Below are 26,788 nucleotides of genomic sequence, written 5' to 3' on the forward strand. Positions count from 1 at the left end.
TTGCCCCACCATCCTGAGAAGCAAAAGGAATTCTGATGACCGCAGTGAATCCCTTAGATGTGAAAATCAGGTCCGCCCGGGCAGGAGATGAAGCGTTTCTCCAGCAGGTGCATGCGGCTGAGCGGCATTGGGAGTTTGCTCCGCTTCTCAATGCAGGAGATGAAGAAAGCTACCACAAGGTGCTTGCGCAGCAGTACGACGCCCACCACGACGTTTACTTCAACAGCTATTCCGTTGCGAAATACGGAATCATCCTGCTTTGCGGCACGACGATCGGCCGGCTGTACCTGGACGAACGGGACAGCGAATTCCGGATTTTGGACATCGCTCTGCTGCCGCAATACCGCGGGCGCAGCATTGGCTCCATTGTCATGCATGGTGTATGTGCCGCCGCCGCTAGAAAGCATCTGCCGGTCACACTGCATGTGCATAGTCTGAACGCCGCAGCCTACCGCTTCTACTACAGGCTCGGATTTGAAGCGCAGAGCTCCAACCACCGCCATGTTCTGATGCGCTGGTTCCACCCCGACTATGAGCAGTTGGCCAGCGGCTGTTTCGTGCCGCCAGATGTAACCATTCGGCGGCTGCAGCCCCTCACAGCCAGGTCAGGACTAGTTTGACCGCGGCCAAGCCGGAATTGCCTGGCATCCATTGCATTGGCTTCAGGCCGATGCGCGAAAGCACCACCCATGGAGGTTATCATGAAAGCGATCAAGGAATTGGAACACAATGATTTTGCAGGTCTGGTTGGCGAGGCCTTTAATATCGGACATCTTGAGGCCAAACTCACTTCGATTGACATGGGGCCGGAAACACCCGCCGAATTCAGAGCGCAGTTCTCGCTGCTGTTTGAATGCCCGGAAGACTTTGTTGGCGACCACGAAACGCTGGCGCTTTCCCATGAAAAAATCGGCTCCCATTCTGTCTTTATCTCAAAGGTGATGGGCGGCAACGGCAAGCCAAACCTTCAGGTCGTGTTCAATTGAAGGTTTGGCTTGCGGCGGGTGAGTTCACTCGCGGGAACTTGCCATCAAACAGGGCATGCGACTGCAGGGATTTTGCACGCGAATCGCGTGCAGCCCTGCCAAAAATCCGGGAAGCGGCCTGAAATTCCATATTTTTCAGGGGCTGGAAGAAAATTGAAAAAACGCCTTGTTTCTCTGGGTTGCGGCACATATACGGGTCAGCGGAGACGTGGCCGAGTGGTCGAAGGCGCTCCCCTGCTAAGGGAGTAGGCGGGAAACCGTCTCGTGGGTTCGAATCCCATCGTCTCCGCCATCATACATTGGTAATTGATCGTCTCAGATTGCGTGCAGCTGCAGCCCGGCTGCCTGCGTGGCCTTCGCAGATGTGCCGGAGAGTGGATCTGTTGGTCGCGGCTGTTGCGTTTTGGAAAACGAGCGCATTCGCCCCTGTGCAATCAGTTACCTGCGATTGAGATCATCCCGGCGTAGTTTTCCGCCAGCCTCCGGGCGTCCTGACGGTCAAATTTCACTGACTGGGTTTGTGCCATGTTGAATGCAGATGCGCCGCTGAACAGTTCCATGACGTCAACTTTGAAGTTTTTTGCGCTCGTGCTGCTCAATTGTTCTTCGGCGGGCAAAGAGAACTGTAAGTCGCGCCGGTTCTCATCAAAGCCCAGGTGATAGACCAGGGGCAGGATGGCATCATCCAAAATCAGGCTGCCTTCGAACACGACAAACTTGTAGCCCACTTCCCAGTTCCAGGCCATTTGGCTGTTCGGGTCCAGATCGCCGCGCGGCTCGATGGAAGCGTTCGCCTGCTCGTCTATGCCGATTGAAAAGGAGAGGCCGGAATAGGACCTCAGCGGTATGTTGTTCAGTTCTACTGCAAAACTCTCATTTCCAGCACCGAACCGGACCAGATGGTAGCTGTCCGGCTCCAAATAGGTACCATCTTCGCCCGACAGCTTGATATTGCTGATGTAGAAACGAAAATTCTGTACCCTGAACTGCCCGGGACCGTTTGGGTTCTTGTAATGGAACTGGTCAAAAACCAGCTTCTGCCCATTGGCCTCTGCCTGGAAGACGAGGCGCAGCTGGCTGGCGGGCGGATCCGTTTTCCGGAACGCGTGCCAAACGGTAAGCGCCAGCAGGAAGGCCAGCAAGACATTGATGTGGATCGGCTTCATTCCGGACATCACAACTCTCCTTCAAGAGGATTGGAAAATCGGGCATCCGACAGGAATGCTTCATCCGTCAGGGTGTGCAGAAATGCGATGATTGCGGCTTTCTCGCTGTCCGTCAGACGTAATCCAACAAAGGAACCGGGAGGTGAGGCGGCGTTGTCAGCTTCAAGTATGAGCGGGCTCAGAGTGGGGCTGACCACCACTCCGCCGTTGTAGTGGTCCATCACGTCTTCCAGCGTCTGCAGGCGCCCGTCATGCATGTAAGGGGCCGTGACGGCGATGTTGCGCAGCGTTGGCACTTTGAAGAAGCCTTTGTGTGCCGGGTTGTCTGTTACAGCCATGAGGCCGGCGGGCAAATCCTCGTCCTTGTCCAGCCCGTTGTTGGAAAACCCGTCCAGCCCATCCCGGAAGCCTGAGGTCAGAAACTGGCTGTGGCAATCAATGCAGTTGCCGCCGCGCAAAGAGACCTTGGTGTCCGGGTGGGCCATGAAGAGCTTGCGGCCCAGTTCCTCCTGCTCGGTCAGCACCGCCTCGCCGCGCAGGAAACGGTCATACTTGGAACCAGCAGAGATGAGCATGCGCATGAACGTGGCCAGCGCCCGCGCGATATTCTCGGATGACACTTCGCCATAGGCCTGCCGGAACATGCGCCGGTACTGCCGGGACCCTTTCAGTTCGCGGACCAGCTCTTCCAGATCCTGTGCCATTTCCTGGGGGTTCTCGATCGGGAGCAGGGCCTGCTGCTCAAGGGACAGGGCCCGGCCGTCCCAGAAAAACCGCTCCTGCCCCCACAGAAGATTCACCAGACTCATACTGCTGAATTCCAGGCTTTCCCCATTCAGCCCGGCAGCAGTTGGCAGGCCGTCGGTGAAAGCCAGCCGCTGGATATGGCAGGTCGCGCAGGACCGGTCATTGCCGCCGGATAGGGCGGGATCGTAAAACAGCCTCCGCCCGAGGGCGAACGCCTCTTCGGTCAGGGGATTGTCCTGCGGGACAGAGAAGCGCCCGAATACAAAAGGGGCGGAAAAATCCGCAACCGGCGTCGGATCGGGTGGCAGCGCCCTGATGACGTAGGACGCTCCCGTACCGATGGCCACCACCGCAGCGGCGGTTGCGATCCAGCGCTGGCGAGCCATCCTGCTGCTTCCTCAGTGGTGATGCACAAACCCGGACCCGAACAGCCCTTCCAGGTTGTCTACGCCCTTGCTGTACTTTTCCCTGAAGTTCACTGATCCCAGCTGCTCGCCGGTGGCGAGATCATGCACGGTGATCGTGTGGGCGTTCAGCGCGGCGATGAAATCCACATCTGTCGGGTCATTATCAGCTGCGTTGCCAAGGTTCAGCAGGTTGTTCTGGACCGCGATCAGGTCACGGCCGGACTTGGATGTGAAGAAGATCATGTGGTGCGCGCCGGGCGCTGCCTGAATATCCGGCCCGGAAGACACCAGGTCGGGCAGCTTGGCGAGATCGTAGCGCTTCACCACGCCGGGCAGGGCATGGCTGATGAACAGTTCGGTATCGGTGCCATAGAACTCCAGCGGCACAGCGGTATTGTTTGCGGCACCGCTATAAAGCACCTCGGGATCTCCGAATGTCTTGGAGGCTTCGTCATAAGGCACTTTCCAGGTTTCGAATCCGAACATCGTATTCACCAGCACGGCCGGTTTGATGTTTTCGTTCATGGACGGCCGGGCAAATAGGACTTCCACAGGTGACGACGGGAAACCCAGCGGCTTTTCGTTTTCCACGACAATGTTCTGGATGGGCTCCAGCGTGTTGAGATCAATCACGGTCAGCGCATTTCCCACACCCGTGGCCAGGTCGGGGTGCACCGTGGAAGTGATGATCATCCGGTCCTGATAGGCGGAGATGCCATGTGGATACATGATGTAGGGCTTGTCCGCGCCGACTTCGCTTGGCCGCGCTTCGATGACTTTCACAACCGCGTTTGTCTGCGGGTCGAACACGCCCAGCGTTCCGCCGTCATCGCCGCCGGTGCCGCCCATGAAGGTGACAAACATGTACTCCGTGCCATTGGAGGAATGCCACATGATGTCTTCGCCCACCATCTGGCCTTGGGTGTCGAGGCATTCGAAACCGGTGACCTGCGGCGCTCCGGTTGCGTCCCGCTCCAGGCCGATCTCCGCCAGGCTGCAGACCGGGTCCAAACCGGTTGCATACAGCCGCCCGGCTGGGCTGTAATACAGGTGATGCAGCGGATGCGTCATGTCCGGTTGCGTGACTTCGCTCAGGATTTCACCGAAATTTTCCTGCTCTGGATCCAGCTCGACGATGGCGATGCTGTGAGCCGTTTCCAGCGTTGGCAGCCCTCGCAGGAGAACAACTCCGTGGCTTTCCTCGCGCACTTGGGCGCCAGGTTGAGCCGGCAGCATTGAAATGAGTGCAGCAGTAAACAATGCGGGCAACAGGCCCTTGAACTCGTTATTAACCTTCATGGCAGCTACGTCCCCTCCCGAGAAAATGACCCTGCTCGAGCCAGCCTCAACGTAACTTCTGACGAACAATACCACATCAGGGCTTACCCCCCAAGCTGCAGCGCCTCCCCATTGTCCGCCGCTAATAAACAGTCGGAGAAAGCCTTCGGCGAAGCACTTGCTGCCAGGTTGACCCGTGCCTCCGGCGGTCCGCTGAGTAACTGAAGGAGGGGCAGTTTTGGGTGCTTCATGCAAAAGAGGCGGGTGAGGCTGAGCAATGTTACAGGCACCTAAGTCTATAGCATTAAAGAGATATTCAATAATCGCATAGCTCCGATGTGCATCCTGCATACCCTATGCGATATCGGCATTTCACAGTTTGCGCAGCGCAGGATAGCGTTTGCGGCATAATCACAGGGGAGTATGCCTAATGACGAAATTTGTCAGAAGCCTGGCGGCTGCTGCGGTGGTGGCGATGGCACCGGTTGCCTATGCCGAAACCACCGTGCGCGTTGCCTATGACGCTGACCCGGTTTCGCTGGATCCGCATGAACAACTGTCCGGCGGCACGCTGCAGCTGTCGCACATGGTCTTTGACCCGCTGGTGCGCTGGACAAAGGACCTGCAGTTCGAACCGCGCCTGGCCGAAAGCTGGGAACAGATCGACGAAACCACCATGCGCTTTAAGCTGCGCAGCGGTGTTACCTTCCACAGCGGCAATGCGCTGACCGCCAAGGACGTCGACTGGACCTTTGACCGCCTGAAGGCGAGCGACGACTTCAAGGCGATTTTCGCCCCCTTCACCGATGTCGAAGTCGTCGACGACATGACCTTCGACCTCAAGACCTCTGAGCCCTATCCGCTGGTGCTGCATACCGCGACTTACATCTTCCCGATGGACAGCGCGTATTACACCGGCACCACCGATGACGGCAAAGACAAGGGCGAAATCGTCAAGCACGGTGATAGCTTTGCTTCGCGCAACGTTTCCGGCACAGGCCCGTTTGTGGTTTCCGAGCGTGAGCAGGGCGTGCGCGTCGTGTTTGACCGCTTCGACGGTTACTGGGACGCTGATGCGGGTAATGTCGACAAGATCGTTCTGACCCCGATCAAAGAAGACCCGACCCGCGTGGCAGCCCTGCTGTCCGGCGACGTGGACTTCATCGCGCCGGTTCCGCCGACCGACCTGAAGCGTGTGGAAGAGGCTGAGGGCGTTGACCTGATCACCATGCCCGGCACCCGTATCATCACCTTCCAGATGAACCAGAACCGTGTCGAGGCCTTCAAGGACGCCCGTGTCCGCCAGGCAATCGACTATGCTGTCAACAACGCAGGCATCGTTGACCGCATCATGCGCGGCTTCGGCACCGTGGGCGCGCAGGCCAGCCCGGCTGGTTACCTGGGTTACAACGAAGCCCTGGCACCGCGCTTTGACCTGGAAAAAGCCAAGGCCCTGATGGCTGAGGCAGGCTATGCCGACGGCTTCTCGATCACCATGATGGCGCCGAACAACCGCTATGTGAACGACGACAAGATCGCGCAAGCCGTGGCTTCGATGCTGGCACAGATCAACATCAAAGTTGACCTGCAGACCATGCCCAAGGCGCAGTACTGGCCGACCTTTGACGAGCGCGCAGCAGACATGATGATGATCGGCTGGCATTCGGACACCGAGGACTCGGCGAACTTCCACCAGTTCCTGACCGCCTGCCCGAACCCGGACAACGGCAACGGCCAGTACAACTCGGGCAACTACTGCAACGAGGAAGCAGATGCGCTGATGGATGCCGCCAACGCGGAAACCGATCCGGCCAAACGTGCGGAAATGCTGCAGAAGCTGGAAGGTATTCTGTACGACGAGGCCGCCTTCATCCCGCTGCACTGGCAGAACCTGGCATGGGGTTCCAAGTCCGGCATGAACTCGGCCGACATCGTGAACGCGCTTAACTTCCCCTACTTCGGTGACCTGGTTGTCGAAACCGGCAGCTAATCACTGAATACTTCCGGGCCGGTCTCCCCCGGCCGGCCCGGACCTTTTAAACAACAAGCGGCTGTCAAGGCTGCGCTTGCAGGACCCGCGGTTCCATCGGACACTGCGACCTGCGCTGTAACCAAACTCTACAAAGGTCAGGACGATGTTTGCCTATCTCGCCAAGCGAGTGATTCAGGCGGTTGCCGTGATGTTCGTCATCTCGCTGATTGCCTTTGCCATCCAGGGCAACCTGGGCGATCCGCTGCGCGAATTGGTCGGGCAGTCGGTTTCCGAAGAAGTGCGCCAGCAGTTGCGCGACGAGATGGGGCTGAACGACAGCTTCGTGACGCAGTACCTGCGGTTTGCGGGCAATGCGCTGCAGGGCGACCTGGGCACCTCCTATTTCTTCAAGGAGCCGGCGCTGGACGTGATCCTGAAGAAGCTGCCCGCGACGCTGGAGCTGGTATTCGGCGCAACGCTGATCATCGTCGGCTTCTCGGTGCCGCTGGGCGTCTACACCGCGATCAAGCCTGACAGCATCCTGAGCCGCATCATCATGGGCCTGTCGATTGTCGGCATCTCGATCCCGGTATTCCTGACCGCCATTCTGATGATCTTTGTGTTCTCTGTGGAATACGGCTGGTTCCCTTCCTACGGGCGCGGCGACACCGTGCAGGTCTGGGGGTATTGGCAGACGAATTTCGCCACTGCCGATGGCTGGCTGCACATCATCCTGCCCTCGATTGCGCTGGCCTCCATCATGCTGCCGCTGTTTGTCCGCCTGATCCGCGCCGAAATGATGGAAGTGCTGCAGTCCGAATACGTCAAATATGCCAAGGCCAAGGGCATCAATCCCTGGCGCATCTACTTTGTGCACGCGCTGAAGAACACGCTCCTGCCGGTGATCACCGTGGGCGGCGTGCAGATCGGCACCATGGTCGCCTACACCATCCTGACCGAGACGGTGTTCCAGTGGCCGGGCATGGGCTTCATGTTCCTTGAGGCGGTGAACCGCGTCGATACCCCGCTGATCGTGGCCTATCTGATTGTTGTCGGCTTCATCTTCGTGGTCACCAATACCATCGTCGACTTGATCTATGGCCTGGTGAACCCGACCGTGAACATTGCGAGGATGGGCGCATGAGCACCGAAACGCTGAACCCGAAATCCGAACCCTCGCGCTGGTCCAAGATCTGGAACTCCAACATGGGCTACAGCTTCCGCCGCAATCCGGTGGCGGTGGTGAGCATGATTGTGTTCCTGCTGATCGCCATTGCGTCCTTCCTGGCGCCGGTGATCGCGCCCTATGACCCTTATGATCCGGCGCAGATCGACATCATGAACTCGGAATACCCGCCTGCCTGGGTCAGCGGCTCGCTGCCGGAGTTTGTGCTGGGCACCGACGACCAGGGCCGCGACCTGTGGTCGACTATCCTCTACGGGACCCGCCTGTCGCTGCTGATCGGCATCTGCGCAGTCGCGCTGCAAGCCTTCCTGGGCATCTCCATCGGTCTGATCGCTGGTTACGTGGGCGGCCGCCTGGACAGCCTGCTGATGCGGCTTGCTGATATCCAGCTGTCGTTCTCGACCCTGATGGTGGCGATCATCTTCCTGGCGGTGACGCAGGCGATGTTCGGAACCGACACCTTCAACAAATATGCGGTGGTGTTCCTGATCGCAGTGATCGGGGTGGCGGAGTGGCCGCAATACGCCCGCACTGTCCGCGCCACTGTGCTGGCCGAAAAGAAGAAGGAATATGTCGACAGCGCCCGGGTGCTGGGTTTCGGCCCCATGCGGATCATGGTGCGGCACATCCTGCCGAACTCGCTGTCGCCGATCTTTGTGATCTCCACCGTGCAGGTCGCCAACGCGATCATCTCCGAGGCCTCGCTCAGCTTCCTGGGCCTGGGCATGCCGCCGAGCCAGCCGTCGCTGGGCTCGCTGATCTCTTCCGGCTTCGACTACATCTTCTCCGGCAGCTGGTGGATCACCGCCATTCCCGGCGTGGTGCTGGTGGTGCTGGTTCTTGTCATCAACCTGCTGGGCGACTGGATGCGCGACGTCCTGAACCCGAAACTCTACAAGGGGTAACGCGATGAGCCTTCTTTCCGTTCGCGACCTCACCGTCAAATTCGCCATGCGCGATCAGACGGTCACCGCCCTCAACGGCATTTCCTTCGACCTGGCCAAAGGCGAACGTCTGGGCATCGTCGGCGAAAGCGGCGCCGGCAAATCGATCACCGGGTTCTCGCTGATGAACCTCCTTAGCCGCCCGGGCTATATCGACACCGGCAAGATCCTGTTTGAGGGCGAGGATGTCGTTCAGATGAACGACAAGCGCTTGCGCAACCTGCGCGGCAACCGGATGGCGATGATTTTCCAGGATCCGATGGTGACGCTCAATCCGGTGCTGACGATTGGCCAGCAAATGATCGAGACCCTGATGGCGCACCGAAAGCTGAGCCATGAGGAAGCCCGCCAGATTGCAATCGTCAAGCTGCGCGAGGTCTATATCCCCTCGCCGGAGGAACGTCTGGAGCAATATCCGCACGAGCTGTCGGGCGGCATGCGCCAGCGGATCATCATTGCGATTGCGCTGTTGCTGGACCCGCAGCTGATCATTGCGGATGAGCCGACCACCGCGCTGGACGTGACCATCCAGGCTGACATCATGGAGCTGATGCTGGAGCTGTGCCAGTCCAACCAGGTGGGTCTGATCCTGATCACCCACGACCTGGGCGTGGTCAGCCAGATGACTGAGCGCACGCTGGTAATGTATGCCGGCCGGATCATCGAAGCGGGCCGCACCCGCGAGATCATCAACGACCCGCAGCACCCCTATACCCAAGGTTTGATCAACGCGCTGCCGCAGCAGACACTGCCGGGCCAGCGGCTGAAACAGATACCGGGCAACATGCCTGGGCTGGCCAGCATCCCCGCCGGCTGCGCCTTCAATCCGCGCTGCAAATACGCCACTGATCTCTGCCGCAGCCGGGTTCCGGAAATCGTGCACTATGGCGAGGTCGAAGTGGCCTGCCACGAGGTGCAGCGCCTGAACAGCGATGAAGACCGTCAGGAGGCACGGGCATGAGTGACGCAAAAACCGACCGCCCGCTCTTGGAGATCAAGAATCTGGAAAAACGGTTCGACCTTGATCAGGGCTTTCTGGAAACCCTCAAGTTCAAGCAGGGCAAGATCGTGCGCGAGAGCCGGTCTGTCCATGCCGTAAACAACATCTCGCTGGAGGCCCGCAAGGGCGAGGCGCTGTGCGTGGTGGGCGAGTCCGGCTGCGGTAAATCCACCGTGGCGAGGCTGGTCGCCGGCCTGCTGACCCCATCCGCAGGTGAGATCCACTATGGCGGCCAGCGTATCGACAATCTGTCGCGGTCCGGCATGCAGCCGCTGCGCAAGAAGATCCAGATGATCTTCCAGAACCCCTATGCCTCGCTGAACCCGCGCATGACAATCCGGCAGGCGCTGGAAGAACCGGTGCGCCACCATTATCCCAACGCCTCGGCAGCGGAGGTGCGCGACAAGGTGACCGAGGTGATGCTGTCGGTCGGCGTCGACCCCAGCTGGGCCAAGCGCTACCCGCACGAATTCTCCGGCGGCCAGCGCCAGCGGATCGCGATTGCCCGCGCCCTGACGGTGGACCCGGAATTCATCATCGCCGATGAGCCGATCAGCGCGCTGGACGTGTCGATCCAGGCGCAGGTGCTGAACCTGATGCTGGAAGCCAAGGAAAGCCGCGGCCTCACCTATCTGTTCATCACCCACGATCTGAGCGTGGTGGAGCATTTTGGCACCCGTGTTGCGGTTCTTTACCTTGGGTCGGTTTGCGAGGTGGCCGACACCCGGACATTGTTCTCCAGCCCCAAACACCCCTATACTCGGGCCTTGCTGTCCGCGGTGCCGCAGCTGAAGGACGACCGGCCGAACCACATCCGCCTCAAGGGTGAGATTCCGACGCCGATCAACCTGCCCACAGGCTGCCCGTTCCAAAGCCGCTGCGCCTTTGCGGACGCACGATGCAAGAGTGAAAAGCCCAAGGCCATTCACCAGCCCGATGGCAGCATGGTTGCGTGCCATGCCGTCGAAGAAGACAGGCTGGATGCGGTGGCCGCCGGTTAAGACGGGACGCCCAGTTGGATATCATCTGGCTCAAGGACTTCGAGGCTTTGGTCGCGTGCAAGAATTTCTCGCGCGCGGCTGAAGAGCGTAATGTCAGCCAGCCGGCCTTTTCGCGCCGGATCCGGGCACTGGAGAATGAGATCGGCGTGCGGCTGATCAACCGCGAGACGCTGCCGCTGACGCTGACCCCGGCCGGCGAGGTGTTCCTGTCGCAGTCCCGCATCATGCTGCGCACCTATGAGGAAACCATAGAGCGCTGCCAGACCATCGACGCGGCCGGCGAAAACGTGATCCGCTTCGCCGCCTCGCAGTCGCTCTACATGACCCATTACAAGACCCTGATTGCGCCCTTGGCCAGCGAGGGCGGGGTGGATACCGATCTCAACTCCACCTCTTGGGCCGCCGACCAGTTTGTTAGCGCGCTGCAGCAGGGCTATTGCGATGTGATCCTGACCTACTGGCACCCGTCGATGGATTTTCTGGGGCCATTGGAGGTCGCCAATTTCGAGTATCTGACGCTCTCGACCGACCGTTATGTGCCGGTGTCCCGCACAACCACGGACGGCGCGGCGGAGTTCGCTTTCAAACCCGGCAGCAAGGACGCAGTGCCGCTGCTCTCTTATGGTGCGGTGTCGGCGCTGCGCTCGGTGCAGGAATTTGCGTTGACCCAGCTATTGCCTGGGCAGAAAGTGTTTGTCGTCAACCAGAACGCACTGGCCAACAGCGTCAAGGCGATGATCCAGGAGGGGTTCGGCATCGGCTGGCTGCCGCTGAGCCTGTGCCGCGAAGAAATCGCCTCCGGCCGCTTTGCCATTGTGGATGAACGGCTGGGCACCGACCTGGAGATCCGCCTTTACCGCGATCCGCGCAGCACCAAGCAGACGCTGGATGTGCTGTGGAAGCAGCTGAAGCGCTCGGCGATGAAAGCGGCCTGAGCGGCCAGCAGAAGGCAGTCGCCCGTTGATTGCGCTGGCCGTCGTGCAGTAAATCTGACATTGCTAGTTGCGGGCCGGACACGAGCAAAGGCAGATGGATATGCATTATCTCAAGCGTGAGCTGTACGATCTGGTTAAAAGCGATGATGCCATCTTTGACTTCCTTCAAATCGGGTCGCTGGACGGCCTCTGGTACTGGGACCTGGAAAAGCCGGAACACGAATGGATGAGCCCGGAATTCTGGCGCCTGTTCGGGCTGGACCCGCAGACAAAGCAGCACTTTGCGTCAGAGTGGCAGGATCTGATTCACCCCGACGATCTGGCGCTGGCGCTTGAGAACTTCCACAAGCACCTGGAGGACCCGGAGCACCCCTATGACCAGATCGTCCGCTACCGCCATGCCGACGGTCATATGGTTACGGTGCGCTGCCGCGGCCTGGCGATCAGGGATGAAAACGGACGGCCGGTGCGGATGCTGGGTGCGCACAACGATTTGACAGAGCTGAAGGCGCGGGAAGCCGAGCTGGCGGCGGCCATTACCGGCTTGGCTGCGGAGGTGACGCGTGCAAATTCTGCCGTCGAAGCCCGCACTGCCTTTCTGGCTACGATGAGCCACGAGATCCGCACACCGCTGAATGTGATCCTTGGTCTGCTGCACCTGATCAAGAGCGATGAAACCGCCTCGGACAAGACCCGAGAGCGGGCGGATGTCGGGCACCGGGCTGCTGAGATGCTGATGACTCAGCTGGTCAACGTGCTGGAGACCGCACGGATTGATTCCGATGCGGTGGAATTCAGTCCAAAACCTGTGGAAACAGCGGGTCTGGTTGTCCAATGGCAGGACGCGCTTGAAGCCAGCGCCAGCCGTTACGGCAAGCCGTTGCGCACCTGGGTGTCTACGGCAGCTAATGTGCCGGAACAGCTGCTTCTTGATCTCCCGAAGGTCACCCAAATCGTGAACAACCTGATCGACAATGCGGTGAAATTCACTCCCAAGGGGAGCGTCTCCATAGCGCTGGAGCGTGACAATGCGGCGGCCTGTCCGATCAGCATCACTGTGCTCGACACTGGTCCCGGCATAGCGGCAGAGGACAGCGGCAGGGCTTTCGAGCGGTTCACTCAGCTCGAAAATGCGGTTTCCCAGCACAAGGGCGGGTCCGGCCTGGGCCTGTCGATCTGCGACGAATTGGCGGAGCTTATGGGCGGCAGCATCGCCATTCTGAAAAATCCGCCCGATGGGTTCAGCCTGGGCATCCGGTTGCAACTGCCCGAACCGGATAGTGACATGGCAGCAGGCTGACTGCTTGGGCTGGCATCCGTCCTGAGCCTGATTGTCCCTTGCGGCCAAGTGTCCCGGACAACAAAAAAGGCGCCCGAAGGCGCCTTGTTTTATTGGTCGGAGTGAGAGGATTCGAACCTCCGACCCCTGCCTCCCGAAGACAGTGCTCTACCAGGCTGAGCTACACTCCGACCGTGGAGGGCGAAATAGCTCAGGGCGCGGGGTTTGACAAGGGCGATTCCACAGAAAGATGCGGTTTTCGGGAATTCTTTTTGGCACTGCAGGCTGCGGCTCCACAGGCACGAAAAAGCCCCGCTCCGGCGGCCGGGCGGGGCTTTGTTAGTTCCGGATTAGCGACTGGAAATCAGAGGCTTGCGTCCAGCGCTGCGATCACTGCGTCGCCCATCTGGCTAGTGGAGACCGGCTCCACGCCTTCGCTTGCCAGCAGGTCCGCGGTGCGCACGCCGTCGGCCAGAACCTTCTCGACCGCGGCTTCCAGCCGGTCGGCCTCGGCGCCTTGGTCGAAGCTGTAGCGCAGCGCCATCGCAAAGCTCAGGATGCAGGCGATCGGGTTGGCCTTGCCTTGGCCTGCGATGTCGGGCGCAGAGCCGTGCACGGGTTCATAAAGTGCCTTGGGGCGGCCGTTTTCCATAGGCGCGCCCAAGCTGGCGGAGGGCAGCATGCCCAGCGAGCCGGTCAGCATCGCGGCGCAGTCGGACAGGATATCGCCGAACAGGTTGTCGGTCAGGATGACGTCGAACTGCTTGGGTGCGCGCACCAGCTGCATTGCACCGTTGTCGGCGTACATGTGGGACAGCTCGACCTCGGGGTAATCAGCTGCCACGCGGGTCACAACCTCGCGCCACAGGATGCCGGATTCCATCACGTTGGCCTTCTCCATCGAGCAGACCTTCTTGTTGCGCCGCATCGCCAGTTCGAACGCGGAACGGGCGGCGCGCTCGATCTCGCTTTCGGTGTAGCGCTGGGTGTTGATGCCGACGCGCTCGTTGCCCTCTTCGAAGATGCCGCGCGGCTCGCCGAAGTAGACGCCGGAGGTCAGCTCGCGCACGATCATGATGTCCAGACCGGCAACGATGTCCTTCTTCAGCGAGGAGAAATCCGCCAGCGCGTCAAAGCACTGCGCCGGGCGCAGGTTGGAGTAAAGGTCCATCTCCTTGCGCAAGCGCAGCAGGCCGCGCTCGGGTTTCACGGAGAAGTCCAGATCGTCATAGGCCGGGCCGCCCACCGCGCCGAGCAGCACTGCGTCGACGTCCTGCGCCTTGGCCATGGTCTCATCCGCCAGCGGCTTGCCGTGCTTGTCATAAGCCGCGCCGCCGACCAGATCCTCGCTCACATCGAACTGCAGGCCGCGCTTGTCTCCGAACCAGGAGATGATCTTGCGCACTTCGGCCATGACCTCTGGGCCGATGCCGTCGCCGGGCAGAATCAGAATCGATGGGTTGGGCATGGGGATCCTCCAAAATAACAGCTGGCAAGGGCGTAGCGGGACAGCGGGGCAGGGTCAATAACAGCCCTTGGTAATAAAGGGGAAAGAAGGGGATTTGCCCGCGTAATGATGTTGTCGCGGGGGGATCAGTCCAGCAGTAAATCCACCCAGACCAGCCGGTGGCGGCTGGCGGCTGCTGCGGGGTCATCCGGACCGTCTGGCCACACCACACCGCTGGCGGTCACGGTCAGACCGGCAGAAGGCAGCACATAGTCGACCCGCATGCGGCCCGCGTTTTGCCATTCGACGGTGTCTGTGCCTGCTTCCGGGCTCTGCGGGAGCGGATCCTGCAGGCGCGGATCCGACAGCAGGCTGCGGATCGCGTCTCTGCGGCCTTCCCCGCGCCCGGGATCGAGATTGGCGTCGCCTGCAATGACAAAAGCACCGTCTGGCGCCGGCCCAAGCTGGCCATCCAGCAGCAGTTGCCATAGGCGGATTTCATCGCGGTTGCGCAGCCCGTTGCGGTCTTCCGGCCCATCGAACAGCGGCGGGGTGGCGTGGAAAGTCATCACATTCAGGCGGGAGCCATCCGGTGGCATCAGCGGCACCAGCCAATGACCAGTAGCGGACAATCGTTGCACGGCCTGCGCCTCGGCGGAGGGAAAGGGGCTGCCATCCGGATGCTGCGGCAGCAGGGCACCCGCCAGATCCTTCCACAGCAGAGAAGAAAAGTCGCGGATGCCGTCATGATTTACCGGCAGCCGGGACAGCAGCGCAATGCCTCCTTGGCCGCGGAATCGGCCATAGCCCTGATTGTCGCGCGGTTCACCAGCCTTGCCGTTGCCATCCATGTCCAGCGGGGCAGAGGGCGGCAGGCCGGAATTAGGCTGCAGTGCAATGCGGTAGGGGTAATCCAGCCCATGATCCGCCAGCCGCGCCGCCAGCGCCGCCAGCGCCTGGCCTTCGTAGTCCCAGTCAATGCCTTGCAGCGCCAGCACATCCGGCTGTGCTGCGGTGATGACCTCCACCACCGCAGCAACCTGAGGGTCGCTGCCGCGAAGGATGTCGCGCAGCAGCAGGCCCGGCCCGTCGCGCGACAGTTCCGTGTTGAAGGTGGCAATGCGCAGGGTGTCTGCCCAGCCCGTCCCGGCGGCAAGGATCAGGAGGAGACCCGCCGCCAGCCGCCTCATGCGGTCTGCAGCGCCTCGTCGGGATCAGCGCAGGCAGCACGCCGCTTCTGTGCGATCAGCCCGGCGATCCGCAGCATCGCCATGCCGCGCATGATCATTGAGGCAGGCACCAGCGCCCAGGCGCTGATCACCCAGATAAGCATATGCGGCGCGGCCAGCATGCCAGGGTCCACCAGGCCAGAGGCCAGCTTGACCGCCGCAGGCAAGGCAAAGGGCAGCAGCACGCCGCCGATGATGTTGACGCGGCCGTCGCGCTGCAGCCGCTGCACCACGTCGCCGCCGGTAGTGGGATCGAACAGCGGCAGGTTGACCCAGACGTTGAAGGCGCCGCTGCCGACCGGCCAGTGACCGACCCGGATCACCAGCGCAAAGAGAACGATGGCAGTTGCCGCAACCGCGCTGGCCAACCCAGCGGCATCCCGCACCATCAGCACCACGGCCTCCGGCACTTGCGGCGGCATCATCAGCACTGTCAGCTGCACCGGGGAATAGGCAAAGTCGAGCTGGCCGCCGAGCCAGCTGCCCAGCCGCTGCACCAGCGCCGTCAGTCCGGTCGGGGCCTGCGGATGGGCCGCCAGCAGGCTGAGCGCGCCAACGGTGGCCGCTGCCGCTGCAAAACGCATCCGGTTGATGGGCGGGGCATTGCGGAATTCGACGAAGCTGGGGAAATGCGAGGCGTATTCGCTGAACGCCAAGGCTGAGCCCAGAAGCGCGATGAACAGGATGATCTCCGGCGACTGGGTGGCGGCTGCCGGCAGAATCAGCGTCGGCATCGCAAACAGCATGGCCACCAGTATGCCGCGGAACGCCGCGCCTGTGATGCGTGCAAACACGTTATTCATTCCCTTCAAACCGGCGCGGGCGTTTTGCCTCTTGGGTCCGGATTTGAAGCCCCCCGCGAAGTGCTCCGGGGTGCTCTGCCTCATTTTTGCCCCATTGTGGCAGGCAGGCAGCTTTCCGCTCAAGAGGCCGCAGCAGGTGTTGGGCCACTTTCGTAACTGCACTGATGCCGGATTGCATCAGGGTTTTGGTGGAAATTGAGGGTCTTGGCGGGCGCGCTACCAGATGCTGTGTTGCTGCGCGTACGGCGCACAAGCGGGCCGCCAACAGGCAATTGCGGCGGAAATGCGGCGCGAATCTGGCGGGCAAAAAGAAAACCGCCCAGGGACAGGGCGGTTTCCAGGTGTTTCAGCTGCGGCTGCAGGATCAGACCCAGGGGCGTTCCTGCGCGGCCTTGTCCTCGAACGACTTGATCGAGTCGGCCTTTTCCATGGTCAGGCCGATGTCATCGAGACCGTTCAGCAGGCAGTGCTTCTTGAATGCGTCCACTTCGAACGGGATCACTTCACCGTCGGAGGTGGTGATCTCCTGCGCTTCCAGGTCCACGGTCATGCGGGCATTTTGGCCCTTTTCCGCGTCGGCCATCAGCACATCGACCTGCTCCTGCGGCAGCACGATCGGCAGGATGCCGTTCTTGAAGCTGTTGTTGAAGAAGATGTCGGCGAAAGAGGTCGACACGATGCACTTGATGCCAAAGTCGGCGATTGCCCAGGGCGCGTGCTCACGGCTGGAGCCGCAGCCGAAGTTGTCGCCCGCCACCAGGATTTCTGCGTTGCGGTACTGCGGCTTGTTCAGCACGAAATCCTCGATCTCGGTGCCGTCGCGGTTATAGCGCATCTCGTCAAACAGGTTCTTGCCAAAGCCGGTGCGCTGGATGGATTTCAGGAACACCTTGGGGATGATCATGTCGGTGTCGATGTTCACCAGCGGCATCGGGGCGGCGATACCCTGCAGTTTCTGGAACTTTTCCATTACTCGTTTCCTTGTTTCTGGTGCTTCAAACCGCTGAGATCGAAGCCGATCTCCTGCGCGTGGCGTGCGATGAAGCTGTGTTTTTCGGGCCGGTGCGCCTTGTGGTAGCGGCGCACCATGGATGCATAAAGATGAACGGCCAGCGTGTTGTCCGTAAGCCAGCCGTCTTCCTGGCAGCTGCCGCTGAACAGCACATCGGTCAGAACCCCGCGGATCGGGTAGAACACGTCCGGCTCGCGCACGTGCTCGACCTCACCGGTCAGGTTCAGCGTGTAGTCCAGCGCCCGGGGGCCAAGCGACGGGCGCTGCAGCTCAAAGGCTGTCAGCAGGCGCTTGCCGGGCGGCGCGGCTTCCACTTCCTTGCGGATCTTGCGGGCCAGCCAGGGCGGCACGAACTCAGGGTCCTCGAACCAGTCCAGCAGATGGTTCAGCGTTGCGGAGCCTTTCGGCAGCCGCAGGACTGCGCCATTGATCGACCGTGTCGGCTCATAGCCGACGTGATAGTCCGCGTCCGGCAACGGCCGGCAGCAGAGCATATCGGTGTCGATCCAGATCATGTCCGTCTGCTTCAGCAGGTAAAGACGGAACAGATCCGACAGCATCGAGGCCGGCGCCTCCCCGTGCCCTGCCTTGGCAGGGTCCCAGATTTCCGCCGCCGGGCAGGTGCGGACACCTGCAGGAACCGGCGGTGCCGCAGGCCCGGTGTGGAACAGCACAACCTCGTGGCCGCGCTGCACGAAACTGGCCAAGGACAGTTCGTGCAGCCAGTTCAGGCTGTCACCGATCCACAGGCTTGCGACCGCGGGAAGGGAAGGGCTGGACGGCATCGTTGGCCCCTCAGGTTCAGATCAGCTCACGCACATCCGTCAGCCGCCCGGTCAGCGCGGCAGCGGCGGCCATGGCAGGCGACACCAGATGGGTGCGGCCCTTGTAGCCCTGGCGGCCTTCGAAGTTCCGGTTCGAGGTTGCGGCGCAGCGCTCTTCCGGGGCCAGCTGGTCGGGGTTCATTGCCAGGCACATCGAGCAGCCCGCAAGGCGCCATTCGAAACCGGCGGCCTCAAAGATCTCGGCCAGGCCTTCTTCCTCAGCCTGGGCGCGGACCAGGCCGGAGCCCGGAACGATCATGGCGCGCATGCCGTCCTTGATCTTCTTGCCCTTCACCACGTCTGCCACGGCGCGCAGGTCTTCGATACGGCCGTTGGTGCAGGAGCCGATGAACACGGTATCGATCTCGATGTCGGTGAGCTTCTGGCCGGGGGTCAGGCCCATGTACTCGATCGAGCGGCGGGCCGCTTCGACCTTGCCGCCGGAGAAGTCCTCGGGGTTTGGCACCACACCGGTGATCGGGAGCACGTCCTCAGGGGAGGTACCCCAGGTCACGACCGGCTCAATCTCCTCGCCCTTCAGGGTGACGACCTTGTCGAAATGCGCTCCCTCGTCGGTGTAGAGGGTCTTCCACCAGTTCAACGCGGCTTCCCACTGGGCGCCTTTCGGGGCGTGCGGGCGGCCTTTGACGTATTCAAAGGTGGTCTCGTCCGGCGCAATCAGGCCCGCGCGGGCGCCGCCTTCGATCGCCATGTTGCAGACGGTCATGCGGCCTTCCATCGACAGATCGCGGATTGCTTCGCCGCAGTATTCGATGACATAACCGGTGCCGCCGGCGGTGCCGGTCTCGCCGATCACGGCCAGGGTGATGTCCTTGGCGGTGACGCCCGGCTTCAGCTTGCCGGTGATCTCCACCTTCATGTTCTTGGACTTCTTCTGGATCAGCGTCTGGGTGGCCAGCACGTGCTCCACTTCGGAGGTGCCGATGCCATGCGCCAGCGCGCCGAAGGCGCCGTGGGTGGCGGTGTGGCTGTCGCCGCAAACCACGGTCATGCCGGGCAGGGTCCAGCCCTGTTCCGGGCCGACGATGTGCACGATGCCCTGGCGGACGTCATCCACCGGGTAGTAATGCACGCCGAATTCCTTGGCGTTCTTGTCGAGCGCCTCGACCTGAATGCGGCTTTCCTCGTTCTCGATGCCTTTGGCGCGGTCGAGTGTGGTCGGCACGTTGTGGTCCGGCACCGCGATGGTCTTTTCGGGCGCGTGCACCTTGCGGCCGGCCATGCGCAGGCCTTCAAACGCCTGCGGGCTGGTCACTTCGTGGACCAGGTGGCGGTCGATATAGAGCAGGCTGGTGCCGTCCTCTGCTTCATGCGCTACATGCGCATCCCAGATCTTGTCATAGAGTGTCTTGGGGGACATGGGTCCTCTCCCGTGATGTATTGGGTATGCTGGCTTTGGGCTGGGCAAGCACCTTATAGGCGCGCCAGGACCGTGCGGGCGGCGCCAAAGAACCGTTCGCGCAGCCGCGCGCGGTCTTGCAGTTCGATCTTTTGCGCCAATACGAGGGTCATGGCTGTCAGATACATCCGCAAAGGCCGGCAATCAAGATTCGTTCGCAGACGGCGGCCCAAGCCTGTCCTGCGCCAAAGCAGTCATCAGCCGGTGCTGTTCTTCTGTGCCAGCCGTCTTGTGTCTGCCCGCGACATCGATCGCAGGGCAAACCGCATGCCAAAGGCGCCGGCGATGCCCAGCCCGGCCATGACCAGCGGCATCATCCAGGTGGTGAAGAACCCATGCCGCTCCTGCACCCAGCCGCGGTTTTCCTCGTGGTAGAGGATCTCGAATTTCTGGCCCACCTCCGGCGTGAAGAACACTGGCAGAAAAGTTTCCGCTTGCCACCAATCGCCGGCCGCATCCCTGTAGCGCACTGTGGGGTAGTAGTCGCCGTCGTCGACCGTGCGTTTGGTGACGGAATCCGTGCGGGTCCCGTGAACATAGCGAATTGACAGAATTTCTGCTTCGGCGGGCTGCGCATGGCGCACAAACCGCCAGTTGTCGAGAAAGGCTATGAGGCCGAACAGAATGAAAATCCCCGGCACCAGAAACATCAGAAAACGCATCCACAGCGGTTGTTTTACGGTTTCTGCCATCTGCCCCTCCGGTTTTCCGGCAGCCTAGCAAACGGCGGCAATGGTGGCGAGAACTTCGCATTGGCTTGATCGAAACCCAGCGGAACGGCACAGTGGCAGAAAACGGGGGCGCAATGGAGCCGGAAGAGCAGACACCACCCAGGGACGCGATTGCCGAAAGCACCGCCGAGGCGCTGGAGCTTGGCCAGCGGCTGTGGGAACTGGCATCAGAAGGGCTCGAGCTGCTGCTGCGGCCCTGGAACGCGTACCAGGCCGGGATCGTTGTTGCGGTCTTTGTGCTGGCAACCTTGATTGCTCGTCCGCTGAAGAACGCATTCCACAACTGGCTGCGGGCGCGCGAGGGCTGGCCGCGCTGGCGGATCCGGGCCGGGCTGGTGGTGCACAAGCGGATCCGCGGCATCTTGTTTGTGCTGCTGATCTGGATGGTGGTCCTGATCATGCAGGAAATGACCTGGCCCAGCCGGTCCCGCCTGCTGACCGTCATCGCCAACCTGTCGCTGGCCTGGCTGATTGTCTCCTTTGCCACCCGGCTGGTGGGCAATCCGCTGCTCCGGAACCTCGTGAAATACGGCGCCTGGGCCTGGATCACCTTGCGCATCCTGGGCATCACCGAAGACGCGATACATCTGCTGGACGGCGTCGCCATCAATTTCGGCGATCTCAGGATCTCGCTGTTCCTGGTGGTGCAGGCGGTTGTGATCTTGGGCGTGATGCTGACGCTGGCGCGGGTGATCTCCTCGGTGGCGGCCAACCGGATCCGTGCCAATTCCGATATTTCCCCGTCGATGCAGGTTCTGGGGGCCAAACTGGCGCAGATCCTGCTGTTCGGCGGTGCATTCTTTATCGGGCTCAAGGCGATCGGCATCGACCTGACCGGCCTGGCGGTGCTGTCCGGCGCCATCGGCGTGGGCCTGGGTTTTGGCCTGCAGAAGGTTGTGTCGAACCTGGTGTCGGGCCTGATCATCCTGTTGGACAAATCAATCAAACCGGGCGATGTGATCTCGCTGGGCGACACCTTCGGCTGGATCAATGCGCTGGGCGCGCGGTATGTCTCAGTCGTGACCCGCGACGGGCGGGAATACCTGATTCCGAACGAAGATCTGATCACCACCCAGGTGGTGAATTGGTCGCATTCCGACAAATACGTGCGGCTGGACCTGCATTTCGGCACCGGCTACGGCGACGATCCCCACAAGGTGCGCAAGATCGCGATTGAGGCCGCCTGTGGCGTCAAGCGGGTGCTGCAGTACGGCAGCAAGAAGCCGGTTTGCCATATCACCGGTTTTGGCGACAGCAGCGTTGATTATGTGTTGCGGTTTTGGATCGACGACCCCACCGGCGGCCTCACCAACATCCGCGGCAACGTCTATCTGGCGCTGTGGGACGCGTTCCAGGAAGAAGACATTTCGATCCCGTTCCCGCAGCGCGAAGTGCGGATGCTGAACGACCCTTTGCCGGTCAGGGTTGCACCTTCGGACAATGACGGATAAAGCACAGGGCTTGCATCGCCGGGGCGTGGTTTTATTGAAAAGTTACCCTCCGGTTGCTACATTATTAACAGGCCCGGCGCCGGGGCTTGGCGGCGCGTTGCAAGGAGGACTATGTCCTGTCACCCGTACCTCAAGCGGCAGATGCCGCTGTTAATGGGGCAGCCGTGATGGCCGCCCAGTCCCAGCCCACCAGCGAACAGCTGCTGGAGCGGATTCTCTCCTCACTCAGCGATGACAAAGCCGAAGATGTTGTGCAGATCGACCTGCGCGGCAAGACGTCGATCGGCGATTACATGGTGCTGGCCTCCGGCCGCTCCACCCGTCAGGTCGCTGCGATGGCAGAAAAGCTGACCGACCGGCTCAAGCAGGAGTACCGGATCACCTGTAAGGTCGAAGGCAAGGATGCCGGCGACTGGGTGCTGATCGACTCCGGTGATGTGATCGTCCATATCTTCCGCCCGGAAGTGCGCGAGTTCTACCAGCTTGAGAAGATGTGGATGCCCGCAGGCACCCCGGCAGCACCGGCCGCCGAGGGCTGATCCAAGGCTGATTTGAGGCAGGCCCGCACAGGCGTGCGGGCCGGATTGCTGCAGGAAATTCATGCGTCTGCATATCTGTGCGGCCGGGCGTCTTCGCTCTGGCCCGGAAAAATCCCTCATCGACGATTACCTGACCCGGTTCGACCGGACCGGCCGCGCGCTGGGTCTGGGTCCTGCGCGGGTGGTGGAGATCGAGGATAAGAAAAACGCAGGCATGGCAGCAGAGGCCGCGCTCTTGCGCAAGGCGCTGCCCAAGGGCGCGGTGATCTGTACCCTGGATGAGCGCGGCAAGGTGGTGTCTTCCCCCGATTTTGCGGACAGGCTGGCTGGCTGGCGCGACAGCGGCCGCCAGGACCTGGCGCTAATCATCGGCGGCGCGGACGGGATCGACCCTTCCTTGCGGGCCGAGGCCGATTTCTCCATTTCCTTCGGTAAGATGGTCTGGCCGCATATGCTGGTGCGGGTAATGCTGGCGGAGCAGATCTACCGCGCCGCAACCATTCTGGCGGGCAGCCCGTACCACCGGGTGTGAAGGTGCCTTGGGGCGCATGCCTCCCCTCCCGGCGGCATAGCCGCCTGCCGGGCAGCGGGACGGGAATTTTTTAGCCAGAAGAAGATCAGGGCAGGGTGAGCACGTAAGTTTCCTTGCCCCAGCCATCCACCAGGCAGCGGGCCTGGATCTGCACCTGGGTTATTCCCTCCGGGATCTGCACACCGCTGAGCGACCGGGTAAAGGGCTGCTCGTGCTCGTGCGGATGCGCCAGCACCCGCAGGCCCAGTTCGTTTCCGTCCATATCCAGCACCCGCCAGCCGTCGGCGTAATGCTCCCAGCCGGTGTCCGGGTGGGAAAGGGTGACGCTGAAGGACCAGCTGCCGCCAGAGGCGCGGGCGGTGGCGTCCTCGATCACCGGTTCATCTGCAAGGGCGGGCAGGGCGGCGGCGCTGAGCGCACAGGTCAGAAGCAAGTGTTTCATGCCCGCACCTTAGCCTTGAGGAGCCAGCTGTGCAGTCACGAAACCGTGTCCCCTTTGCTATCAGACGGGATGCGCAGCAGGATCCGGCGGGAGTGCGAGACGAATTCGCGCCGGTACAGCACCGCAACAGTAATCAACACGGCCCCGCCCAGCGGCAGGGCGCCCGCCAGCCAGGCCACGGCGGCCAGCGCGAAATAGGTCGACCGCATGCCGCGGTTGAAACTGCGCGCGGCAGTGATGCTGATTTCAGCCGCCTGTGCGGCGCGCGGATAGGCAAGCTCATGGGCCGGATCATTCGGCACCGCCGCCATCAGCACCGCGCAATAGCCGAACAGCCGGTGCGACCAGACAAACTTCAAAAACGCATTGGACAGAAGCAGCAGCACAACAAGGATCTTCACTTCCCAGACAAAGGCCGGAGCGCTGTCCTGGATCAGGTCTTCTGCAACCCCCGCCAGCTGTTCAGTATTGCCGATCAGTGCCAGCCCGCCGCCGATCGCGATCATCGCAGCAGAAGCAAAAAACGCGGTGGCCTGCCGCAGGTTGCCGGCCAGCTGCGCGTCAAATATCCGCGGGTCGCGTTCCACCATCCGTTTCATCCAGTCGCGCCGGAAATCCTCCATCAGCAGAGAGACAGAGGGCCGCCCGGCAGGCGGATTCTCAATCCTCCAGCCGATCCACAGCCAGCCTGCGATCAGCAGGGTCAGTGCGGCGAGGTCAAAGAGGGTGAATTGCGCAAGGCGGGTGGTCCAGATCATGGCCTGACCGTAGCGTGGCAATCCGTCCCTTGCCAGACGGGAAGAATTGGTAATATCATTTTACCAAATAGGAGAGCCCGATGGAGATGCCATCCCCGAACCCCGCCATTCTGGCCCGCAAGGCGCGGCTTGCCGAGCGCCTGCGTGCCGTGCTGCCCGCGGATGCGGTGATCCAGGACGAGGCGGAAACCCGCGCCTATGAATGCGATGCGCTCACTGCCTACAGATGCCCGCCGCTGCTGGCGGTGCTGCCGCGGAGCACGCAAGAGGTCTCAGCCGTGCTGCGGATCTGCCACAAGGAAGGCGTGCCGGTGGTGCCGCGCGGTGCAGGAACCTCGCTGGCGGGCGGGGCGCTTCCGACGGCAGATTGCGTGATCCTGGGCGTGGCGCGGATGAATGAGGTGCTGGAGACCGATTACGACAACCGCATTATCCGGGTGCAGACCGGGCGCACCAATCTCAGCGTCTCCGGCGCGGTGGAGGAAGAGGATTTCTTCTACGCCCCCGACCCGTCTTCGCAGCTGGCCTGTGCTATTGCCGGCAATATCGCGATGAATTCCGGCGGGGCGCATTGCCTGAAATACGGGGTCACCACCAACAATCTGCTGGGTGTGACCATGGTGATGATGGACGGCACCGTGGCGGAAATCGGCGGTGCGCATCTGGATGCGGGCGGGCTGGACCTCTTGGGCGTGATCTGCGGCAGCGAAGGGCAGCTGGGGGTGGTGACTGAGGCCACCCTGCGGATCCTGCGCAAGCCTGAGGGCGCCCGCCCGGTTCTGATCGGCTATGACAGCAACGAGGTGGCCGGCGCCTGCGTCAGCGACATCATCAAGGCGGGTGTGCTGCCGGTGGCCATCGAATTCATGGATCGCCCCTGCATCGAGGCTTGCGAGGCATTTGCCAAGGCGGGTTATCCGATGTGCGAGGCGCTGCTGATTGTCGAGGTAGAGGGCAGCGAGGCCGAGATCGCGCACCAGCTGGGGTTGATTAAGGAGATCGCCCGCTCCCACAACCCGGTGGAGCTGCGCGAGGCGGGGGATGCGGATGAGGCCGCCCGCATCTGGCTGGGCCGCAAGTCGGCCTTTGGCGCCATGGGGCAGATCAACGATTACATGTGCCTGGACGGAACGATCCCGGTGTCCTCGCTTCCCTTCGTGCTGCGCCGCATCGGTGAGATGAGCAAGGAATTCGGGCTGGATGTGGCCAATGTCTTCCACGCAGGTGATGGCAACATGCACCCGCTGATCCTGTTCGATGCCAACAAACCGGGCGATCTGGAAACCTGCGAGGCCTTTGGTGCCGAGATCCTGAAGCTCTGTGTCGAGGCGGGCGGCTGCCTGACCGGCGAGCATGGGGTCGGGATCGAGAAACGCGACCTGATGCTTCATCAGTACAGCGCGGCGGATCTGGAAGCGCAGCTGAAAGTTAAGGATGTGTTTGATCCCAAATGGCTTTTGAACCCGGCCAAGGTGTTCCCGCTGTCTGTAACTGAAAGCCGCCGGGCCGTGGCGCTGGCTGCTGAATGATTGGGGGCTAGCCCCCAAACCCCCAGAGTATTTTCGGGAAAGATGAATATGATGACACCAGGGAGCGAGGCAGAGCTGGCCGAGGCCATTGCAGGCGCAAGCGGGCCGCTGTGCATTCAGGGCGGCGGCAGCCGCGGGCTGGGTGTGGAAGGGGACGTGCTGAGCACGCGCGGGCTATCCGGTATTGAACTCTATCAGCCCGGCGCGCTGACGCTGGTGGTCAAGTCGGGCACCCCAGTGGCTGAGGTGGAGGCGCTGCTGGCCGCGGAAAACCAGCGGCTAGCGTTTGAACCGATGGATCACCGCGGCCTGCTGGGCACCGATGGCGAGCCGACCGTTGGCGGAGTGATTGCCGCCAATGTCTCCGGCCCCCGGCGAATCCAGGCGGGGGCGGCGCGCGATCACCTGTTGGGGGTGCGGTTAGTGGATGGGTCCGGCCAAGCGGTGAAGAACGGCGGCCGGGTGATGAAGAATGTGACCGGCTATGATCTGGTCAAGCTGATGTGCGGCGCCCACGGCACCTTGGGAGTGCTGACGGAGGTGTCTTTGAAAGTGCTGCCAAAGCCTGAGTGCAGTGGCACGTTGGTCTGGCACGGGCTTGGATGGACTGCGGCGCTGAAAGTATTCTGTGAAGCTCTGAAGTCACCCTATGACGTGACCGGCGCAGGCAGGGTGCCGCAGGGTGCCGTTGGAAAATCGATGACGTTCGTTCGGGTGGAGGGATTCGAAGAGTCCGTCAAATACCGCCTGACAGAACTGCGGAGGCACTTTTCAGATTTGAAACCTGATGAGCTGAACATCGACGCAGAAGAAAATACCCGAATTTGGCAGTCCTTGCGCGACGCAGAACCGTTTCACGGCAAAGCTGGAGATGTGTGGCGAACCTCGGTAAAGCCGACTGACATGCTTAAAGTAACAGGGCAGAGGGATTTCGAGCATGTTGTCGATTGGGGCGGCGGGTTGATCTGGAGCCTTGTGCCGGAAGGGGAGGATTTAAGGCAGAAACTGGCAGATGTGCCGGGCCATGCCACGCTGGTGCGGGCCAGTGCAGACACGCGCGCGAGGCTCGGCGTATTCCAGCCGCAGCCCGCACCGCTGGCAGCCATCGCCGAAGGTCTGCGGCGGCAGTTCGACCCGCGCGGCATCCTCAATCCGGGCTTGATGGGGTAA

27 protein-coding genes and 2 tRNA genes are annotated in these 26,788 nt (G+C 61.6%); 15 read left to right on the forward strand and 14 right to left on the reverse strand.

Annotation, left to right across the window (positions count from 1 at the left end; all coding sequences use genetic code 11):
- The first annotated feature begins 35 nt into the window (after positions 1–35).
- From RA21_RS17270 to RA21_RS17285, 3 genes are all read left to right on the forward strand, one after another.
- Entirely contained in the window at positions 36–620 is a 585-nt protein-coding gene (locus tag RA21_RS17270; RefSeq protein ID WP_039151197.1) for a GNAT family N-acetyltransferase, read from the forward strand.
- A gap of 81 nt (positions 621–701) precedes the next feature.
- Entirely contained in the window at positions 702–986 is a 285-nt protein-coding gene (locus RA21_RS17275) for a DUF6916 family protein (protein ID WP_152610583.1), read from the forward strand.
- Between the two features lie 202 nt (positions 987–1,188).
- Positions 1,189–1,278 (forward strand) — tRNA-Ser (locus RA21_RS17285).
- A 142-nt stretch (positions 1,279–1,420) separates the two neighbouring features.
- Here the strand turns inward: RA21_RS17285 and RA21_RS22090 are convergent.
- From RA21_RS22090 to RA21_RS17300, 3 genes are read right to left on the reverse strand one after another with little or no spacing between them, the layout of a single operon-like run.
- Positions 1,421–2,161, reverse strand: a complete 741-nt coding sequence (locus tag RA21_RS22090; RefSeq protein ID WP_019297373.1) for an MbnP family protein — start codon at positions 2,159–2,161, stop codon at positions 1,421–1,423.
- Positions 2,161–3,285 carry a cytochrome-c peroxidase gene (locus tag RA21_RS17295; RefSeq protein WP_039151203.1) on the reverse strand — a complete coding sequence of 375 codons (1,125 nt, stop codon included), beginning with the start codon at positions 3,283–3,285 and terminating at the stop codon, positions 2,161–2,163. The genes RA21_RS22090 and RA21_RS17295 overlap by 1 nt, the downstream gene beginning before the upstream one ends.
- A gap of 12 nt (positions 3,286–3,297) precedes the next feature.
- On the reverse strand, positions 3,298–4,605 hold the full coding sequence (locus tag RA21_RS17300; protein WP_039151205.1) for a hypothetical protein: 1,308 nt from the start codon (positions 4,603–4,605) through the stop codon (positions 3,298–3,300).
- A 409-nt stretch (positions 4,606–5,014) separates the two neighbouring features.
- Here RA21_RS17300 and RA21_RS17305 point away from each other — a divergent pair, with 409 nt between their 5' ends.
- From RA21_RS17305 to RA21_RS22095, 7 genes are all read left to right on the forward strand, one after another.
- Positions 5,015–6,574 carry an ABC transporter substrate-binding protein gene (locus RA21_RS17305; protein ID WP_039151209.1) on the forward strand — a complete coding sequence of 520 codons (1,560 nt, stop codon included), beginning with the start codon at positions 5,015–5,017 and terminating at the stop codon, positions 6,572–6,574.
- A gap of 145 nt (positions 6,575–6,719) precedes the next feature.
- Complete coding sequence (locus tag RA21_RS17310; protein ID WP_019297369.1) at positions 6,720–7,700, forward strand: ABC transporter permease; 981 nt, start codon at positions 6,720–6,722, stop codon at positions 7,698–7,700.
- Complete coding sequence (locus RA21_RS17315) at positions 7,697–8,647, forward strand: ABC transporter permease (protein ID WP_019297368.1); 951 nt, start codon at positions 7,697–7,699, stop codon at positions 8,645–8,647. Before RA21_RS17310 ends, RA21_RS17315 begins: the two co-directional genes overlap by 4 nt.
- 4 nt (positions 8,648–8,651) lie before the next feature.
- Positions 8,652–9,647: an ABC transporter ATP-binding protein gene (locus tag RA21_RS17320; RefSeq protein WP_029204931.1), complete on the forward strand. Its 996-nt coding sequence runs from the start codon at positions 8,652–8,654 to the stop codon at positions 9,645–9,647.
- Positions 9,644–10,687 carry an ABC transporter ATP-binding protein gene (locus RA21_RS17325; RefSeq protein ID WP_039151211.1) on the forward strand — a complete coding sequence of 348 codons (1,044 nt, stop codon included), beginning with the start codon at positions 9,644–9,646 and terminating at the stop codon, positions 10,685–10,687. The genes RA21_RS17320 and RA21_RS17325 overlap by 4 nt, the downstream gene beginning before the upstream one ends.
- A gap of 14 nt (positions 10,688–10,701) precedes the next feature.
- Positions 10,702–11,622 carry a LysR family transcriptional regulator gene (locus RA21_RS17330; protein ID WP_039151214.1) on the forward strand — a complete coding sequence of 307 codons (921 nt, stop codon included), beginning with the start codon at positions 10,702–10,704 and terminating at the stop codon, positions 11,620–11,622.
- A gap of 94 nt (positions 11,623–11,716) precedes the next feature.
- Positions 11,717–12,922 (forward strand): PAS domain-containing sensor histidine kinase, encoded by a 1,206-nt coding sequence (locus tag RA21_RS22095; protein WP_052257702.1) that lies wholly within the window; start codon positions 11,717–11,719, stop codon positions 12,920–12,922.
- 93 nt (positions 12,923–13,015) lie between these two features.
- Here the strand turns inward: RA21_RS22095 and RA21_RS17340 are convergent.
- From RA21_RS17340 to RA21_RS17380, 9 genes are all read right to left on the reverse strand, one after another.
- Positions 13,016–13,092: transfer RNA gene (locus RA21_RS17340), tRNA-Pro, on the reverse strand.
- A gap of 173 nt (positions 13,093–13,265) precedes the next feature.
- Positions 13,266–14,369 carry a 3-isopropylmalate dehydrogenase gene (gene leuB, locus RA21_RS17345; RefSeq protein WP_039151217.1) on the reverse strand — a complete coding sequence of 368 codons (1,104 nt, stop codon included), beginning with the start codon at positions 14,367–14,369 and terminating at the stop codon, positions 13,266–13,268.
- Positions 14,370–14,494: 125 nt separating this feature from the next.
- Positions 14,495–15,538, reverse strand: a complete 1,044-nt coding sequence (locus RA21_RS17350) for an endonuclease/exonuclease/phosphatase family protein (RefSeq protein ID WP_039151222.1) — start codon at positions 15,536–15,538, stop codon at positions 14,495–14,497.
- On the reverse strand, positions 15,535–16,371 hold the full coding sequence (locus tag RA21_RS17355; protein ID WP_029204930.1) for a hypothetical protein: 837 nt from the start codon (positions 16,369–16,371) through the stop codon (positions 15,535–15,537). The genes RA21_RS17350 and RA21_RS17355 overlap by 4 nt, the downstream gene beginning before the upstream one ends.
- Before the next feature lie 373 nt (positions 16,372–16,744).
- Positions 16,745–17,350, reverse strand: coding sequence for a 3-isopropylmalate dehydratase small subunit (gene leuD, locus RA21_RS17360; protein WP_019297360.1), 606 nt, complete (start codon positions 17,348–17,350; stop codon positions 16,745–16,747).
- Entirely contained in the window at positions 17,350–18,177 is an 828-nt protein-coding gene (locus RA21_RS22100; protein ID WP_019297359.1) for a hypothetical protein, read from the reverse strand. Before RA21_RS22100 ends, leuD begins: the two co-directional genes overlap by 1 nt.
- A 16-nt stretch (positions 18,178–18,193) precedes the next feature.
- Positions 18,194–19,597, reverse strand: a complete 1,404-nt coding sequence (gene leuC, locus RA21_RS17370) for a 3-isopropylmalate dehydratase large subunit (protein WP_019297358.1) — start codon at positions 19,595–19,597, stop codon at positions 18,194–18,196.
- Positions 19,598–19,650: 53 nt separating this feature from the next.
- Positions 19,651–19,749, reverse strand: coding sequence for an isopropylmalate isomerase (locus RA21_RS17375; RefSeq protein WP_226429013.1), 99 nt, complete (start codon positions 19,747–19,749; stop codon positions 19,651–19,653).
- An 84-nt stretch (positions 19,750–19,833) separates the two neighbouring features.
- Positions 19,834–20,328: a DUF3592 domain-containing protein gene (locus tag RA21_RS17380; protein ID WP_039151225.1), complete on the reverse strand. Its 495-nt coding sequence runs from the start codon at positions 20,326–20,328 to the stop codon at positions 19,834–19,836.
- Positions 20,329–20,441: 113 nt separating this feature from the next.
- Here RA21_RS17380 and RA21_RS17385 point away from each other — a divergent pair, with 113 nt between their 5' ends.
- From RA21_RS17385 to rlmH, 3 genes are all read left to right on the forward strand, one after another.
- Positions 20,442–21,818 (forward strand): mechanosensitive ion channel family protein, encoded by a 1,377-nt coding sequence (locus tag RA21_RS17385; protein ID WP_029204929.1) that lies wholly within the window; start codon positions 20,442–20,444, stop codon positions 21,816–21,818.
- Positions 21,819–21,985: 167 nt separating this feature from the next.
- Complete coding sequence (rsfS, locus tag RA21_RS17390) at positions 21,986–22,357, forward strand: ribosome silencing factor (RefSeq protein WP_039151226.1); 372 nt, start codon at positions 21,986–21,988, stop codon at positions 22,355–22,357.
- Between the two features lie 61 nt (positions 22,358–22,418).
- Positions 22,419–22,889 carry a 23S rRNA (pseudouridine(1915)-N(3))-methyltransferase RlmH gene (rlmH, locus tag RA21_RS17395; protein ID WP_039151229.1) on the forward strand — a complete coding sequence of 157 codons (471 nt, stop codon included), beginning with the start codon at positions 22,419–22,421 and terminating at the stop codon, positions 22,887–22,889.
- A gap of 85 nt (positions 22,890–22,974) precedes the next feature.
- Here the strand turns inward: rlmH and RA21_RS17400 are convergent, their stop codons facing one another.
- Positions 22,975–23,331 carry a hypothetical protein gene (locus RA21_RS17400; RefSeq protein ID WP_039151230.1) on the reverse strand — a complete coding sequence of 119 codons (357 nt, stop codon included), beginning with the start codon at positions 23,329–23,331 and terminating at the stop codon, positions 22,975–22,977.
- A gap of 35 nt (positions 23,332–23,366) precedes the next feature.
- The gene (locus RA21_RS17405; RefSeq protein ID WP_039151232.1) at positions 23,367–24,089 is read right to left on the reverse strand and encodes a DUF599 domain-containing protein; all 723 of its coding nucleotides are present in this window, start codon (positions 24,087–24,089) and stop codon (positions 23,367–23,369) included.
- 80 nt (positions 24,090–24,169) lie between these two features.
- Here RA21_RS17405 and RA21_RS17410 point away from each other — a divergent pair, with 80 nt between their 5' ends.
- Both RA21_RS17410 and RA21_RS17415 read left to right on the forward strand, forming a co-directional pair.
- On the forward strand, positions 24,170–25,618 hold the full coding sequence (locus RA21_RS17410; RefSeq protein WP_039151235.1) for an FAD-linked oxidase C-terminal domain-containing protein: 1,449 nt from the start codon (positions 24,170–24,172) through the stop codon (positions 25,616–25,618).
- Between the two features lie 42 nt (positions 25,619–25,660).
- On the forward strand, positions 25,661–26,788 hold the full coding sequence (locus RA21_RS17415; RefSeq protein ID WP_082008997.1) for an FAD-binding protein: 1,128 nt from the start codon (positions 25,661–25,663) through the stop codon (positions 26,786–26,788).

The organism is Leisingera sp. ANG-DT, assembly GCF_000813785.1.
Taxonomy (GTDB): Bacteria; Pseudomonadota; Alphaproteobacteria; order Rhodobacterales; family Rhodobacteraceae; genus Leisingera.

Bases quoted from the DNA above. Each gene is read 5' to 3' on its own strand.
- leuD (WP_019297360.1), bottom strand. From the start codon at position 17,350: ATGGAAAAGTTCCAGAAACTGCAGGGTATCGCCGCCCCGATGCCGCTG.
- RA21_RS17400 (WP_039151230.1), bottom strand. From the start codon at position 23,331: ATGAAACACTTGCTTCTGACCTGTGCGCTCAGCGCCGCCGCCCTGCCC.
- RA21_RS22100 (WP_019297359.1), bottom strand. From the start codon at position 18,177: ATGCCGTCCAGCCCTTCCCTTCCCGCGGTCGCAAGCCTGTGGATCGGT.
- RA21_RS17275 (WP_152610583.1), top strand. From the start codon at position 702: ATGAAAGCGATCAAGGAATTGGAACACAATGATTTTGCAGGTCTGGTT.
- leuC (WP_019297358.1), bottom strand. From the start codon at position 19,597: ATGTCCCCCAAGACACTCTATGACAAGATCTGGGATGCGCATGTAGCG.
- RA21_RS22090 (WP_019297373.1), bottom strand. From the start codon at position 2,161: ATGTCCGGAATGAAGCCGATCCACATCAATGTCTTGCTGGCCTTCCTG.
- RA21_RS17350 (WP_039151222.1), bottom strand. From the start codon at position 15,538: ATGAGGCGGCTGGCGGCGGGTCTCCTCCTGATCCTTGCCGCCGGGACG.
- RA21_RS17310 (WP_019297369.1), top strand. From the start codon at position 6,720: ATGTTTGCCTATCTCGCCAAGCGAGTGATTCAGGCGGTTGCCGTGATG.
- RA21_RS22095 (WP_052257702.1), top strand. From the start codon at position 11,717: ATGGATATGCATTATCTCAAGCGTGAGCTGTACGATCTGGTTAAAAGC.
- RA21_RS17325 (WP_039151211.1), top strand. From the start codon at position 9,644: ATGAGTGACGCAAAAACCGACCGCCCGCTCTTGGAGATCAAGAATCTG.
- RA21_RS17315 (WP_019297368.1), top strand. From the start codon at position 7,697: ATGAGCACCGAAACGCTGAACCCGAAATCCGAACCCTCGCGCTGGTCC.
- RA21_RS17380 (WP_039151225.1), bottom strand. From the start codon at position 20,328: ATGGCAGAAACCGTAAAACAACCGCTGTGGATGCGTTTTCTGATGTTT.
- RA21_RS17385 (WP_029204929.1), top strand. From the start codon at position 20,442: ATGGAGCCGGAAGAGCAGACACCACCCAGGGACGCGATTGCCGAAAGC.
- rsfS (WP_039151226.1), top strand. From the start codon at position 21,986: ATGGCCGCCCAGTCCCAGCCCACCAGCGAACAGCTGCTGGAGCGGATT.
- RA21_RS17415 (WP_082008997.1), top strand. From the start codon at position 25,661: ATGAATATGATGACACCAGGGAGCGAGGCAGAGCTGGCCGAGGCCATT.
- RA21_RS17375 (WP_226429013.1), bottom strand. From the start codon at position 19,749: ATGACCCTCGTATTGGCGCAAAAGATCGAACTGCAAGACCGCGCGCGG.
- RA21_RS17295 (WP_039151203.1), bottom strand. From the start codon at position 3,285: ATGGCTCGCCAGCGCTGGATCGCAACCGCCGCTGCGGTGGTGGCCATC.
- RA21_RS17405 (WP_039151232.1), bottom strand. From the start codon at position 24,089: ATGATCTGGACCACCCGCCTTGCGCAATTCACCCTCTTTGACCTCGCC.
- leuB (WP_039151217.1), bottom strand. From the start codon at position 14,369: ATGCCCAACCCATCGATTCTGATTCTGCCCGGCGACGGCATCGGCCCA.
- RA21_RS17410 (WP_039151235.1), top strand. From the start codon at position 24,170: ATGGAGATGCCATCCCCGAACCCCGCCATTCTGGCCCGCAAGGCGCGG.
- RA21_RS17305 (WP_039151209.1), top strand. From the start codon at position 5,015: ATGACGAAATTTGTCAGAAGCCTGGCGGCTGCTGCGGTGGTGGCGATG.
- RA21_RS17320 (WP_029204931.1), top strand. From the start codon at position 8,652: ATGAGCCTTCTTTCCGTTCGCGACCTCACCGTCAAATTCGCCATGCGC.
- RA21_RS17300 (WP_039151205.1), bottom strand. From the start codon at position 4,605: ATGAAGGTTAATAACGAGTTCAAGGGCCTGTTGCCCGCATTGTTTACT.
- RA21_RS17270 (WP_039151197.1), top strand. From the start codon at position 36: ATGACCGCAGTGAATCCCTTAGATGTGAAAATCAGGTCCGCCCGGGCA.
- rlmH (WP_039151229.1), top strand. From the start codon at position 22,419: ATGCGTCTGCATATCTGTGCGGCCGGGCGTCTTCGCTCTGGCCCGGAA.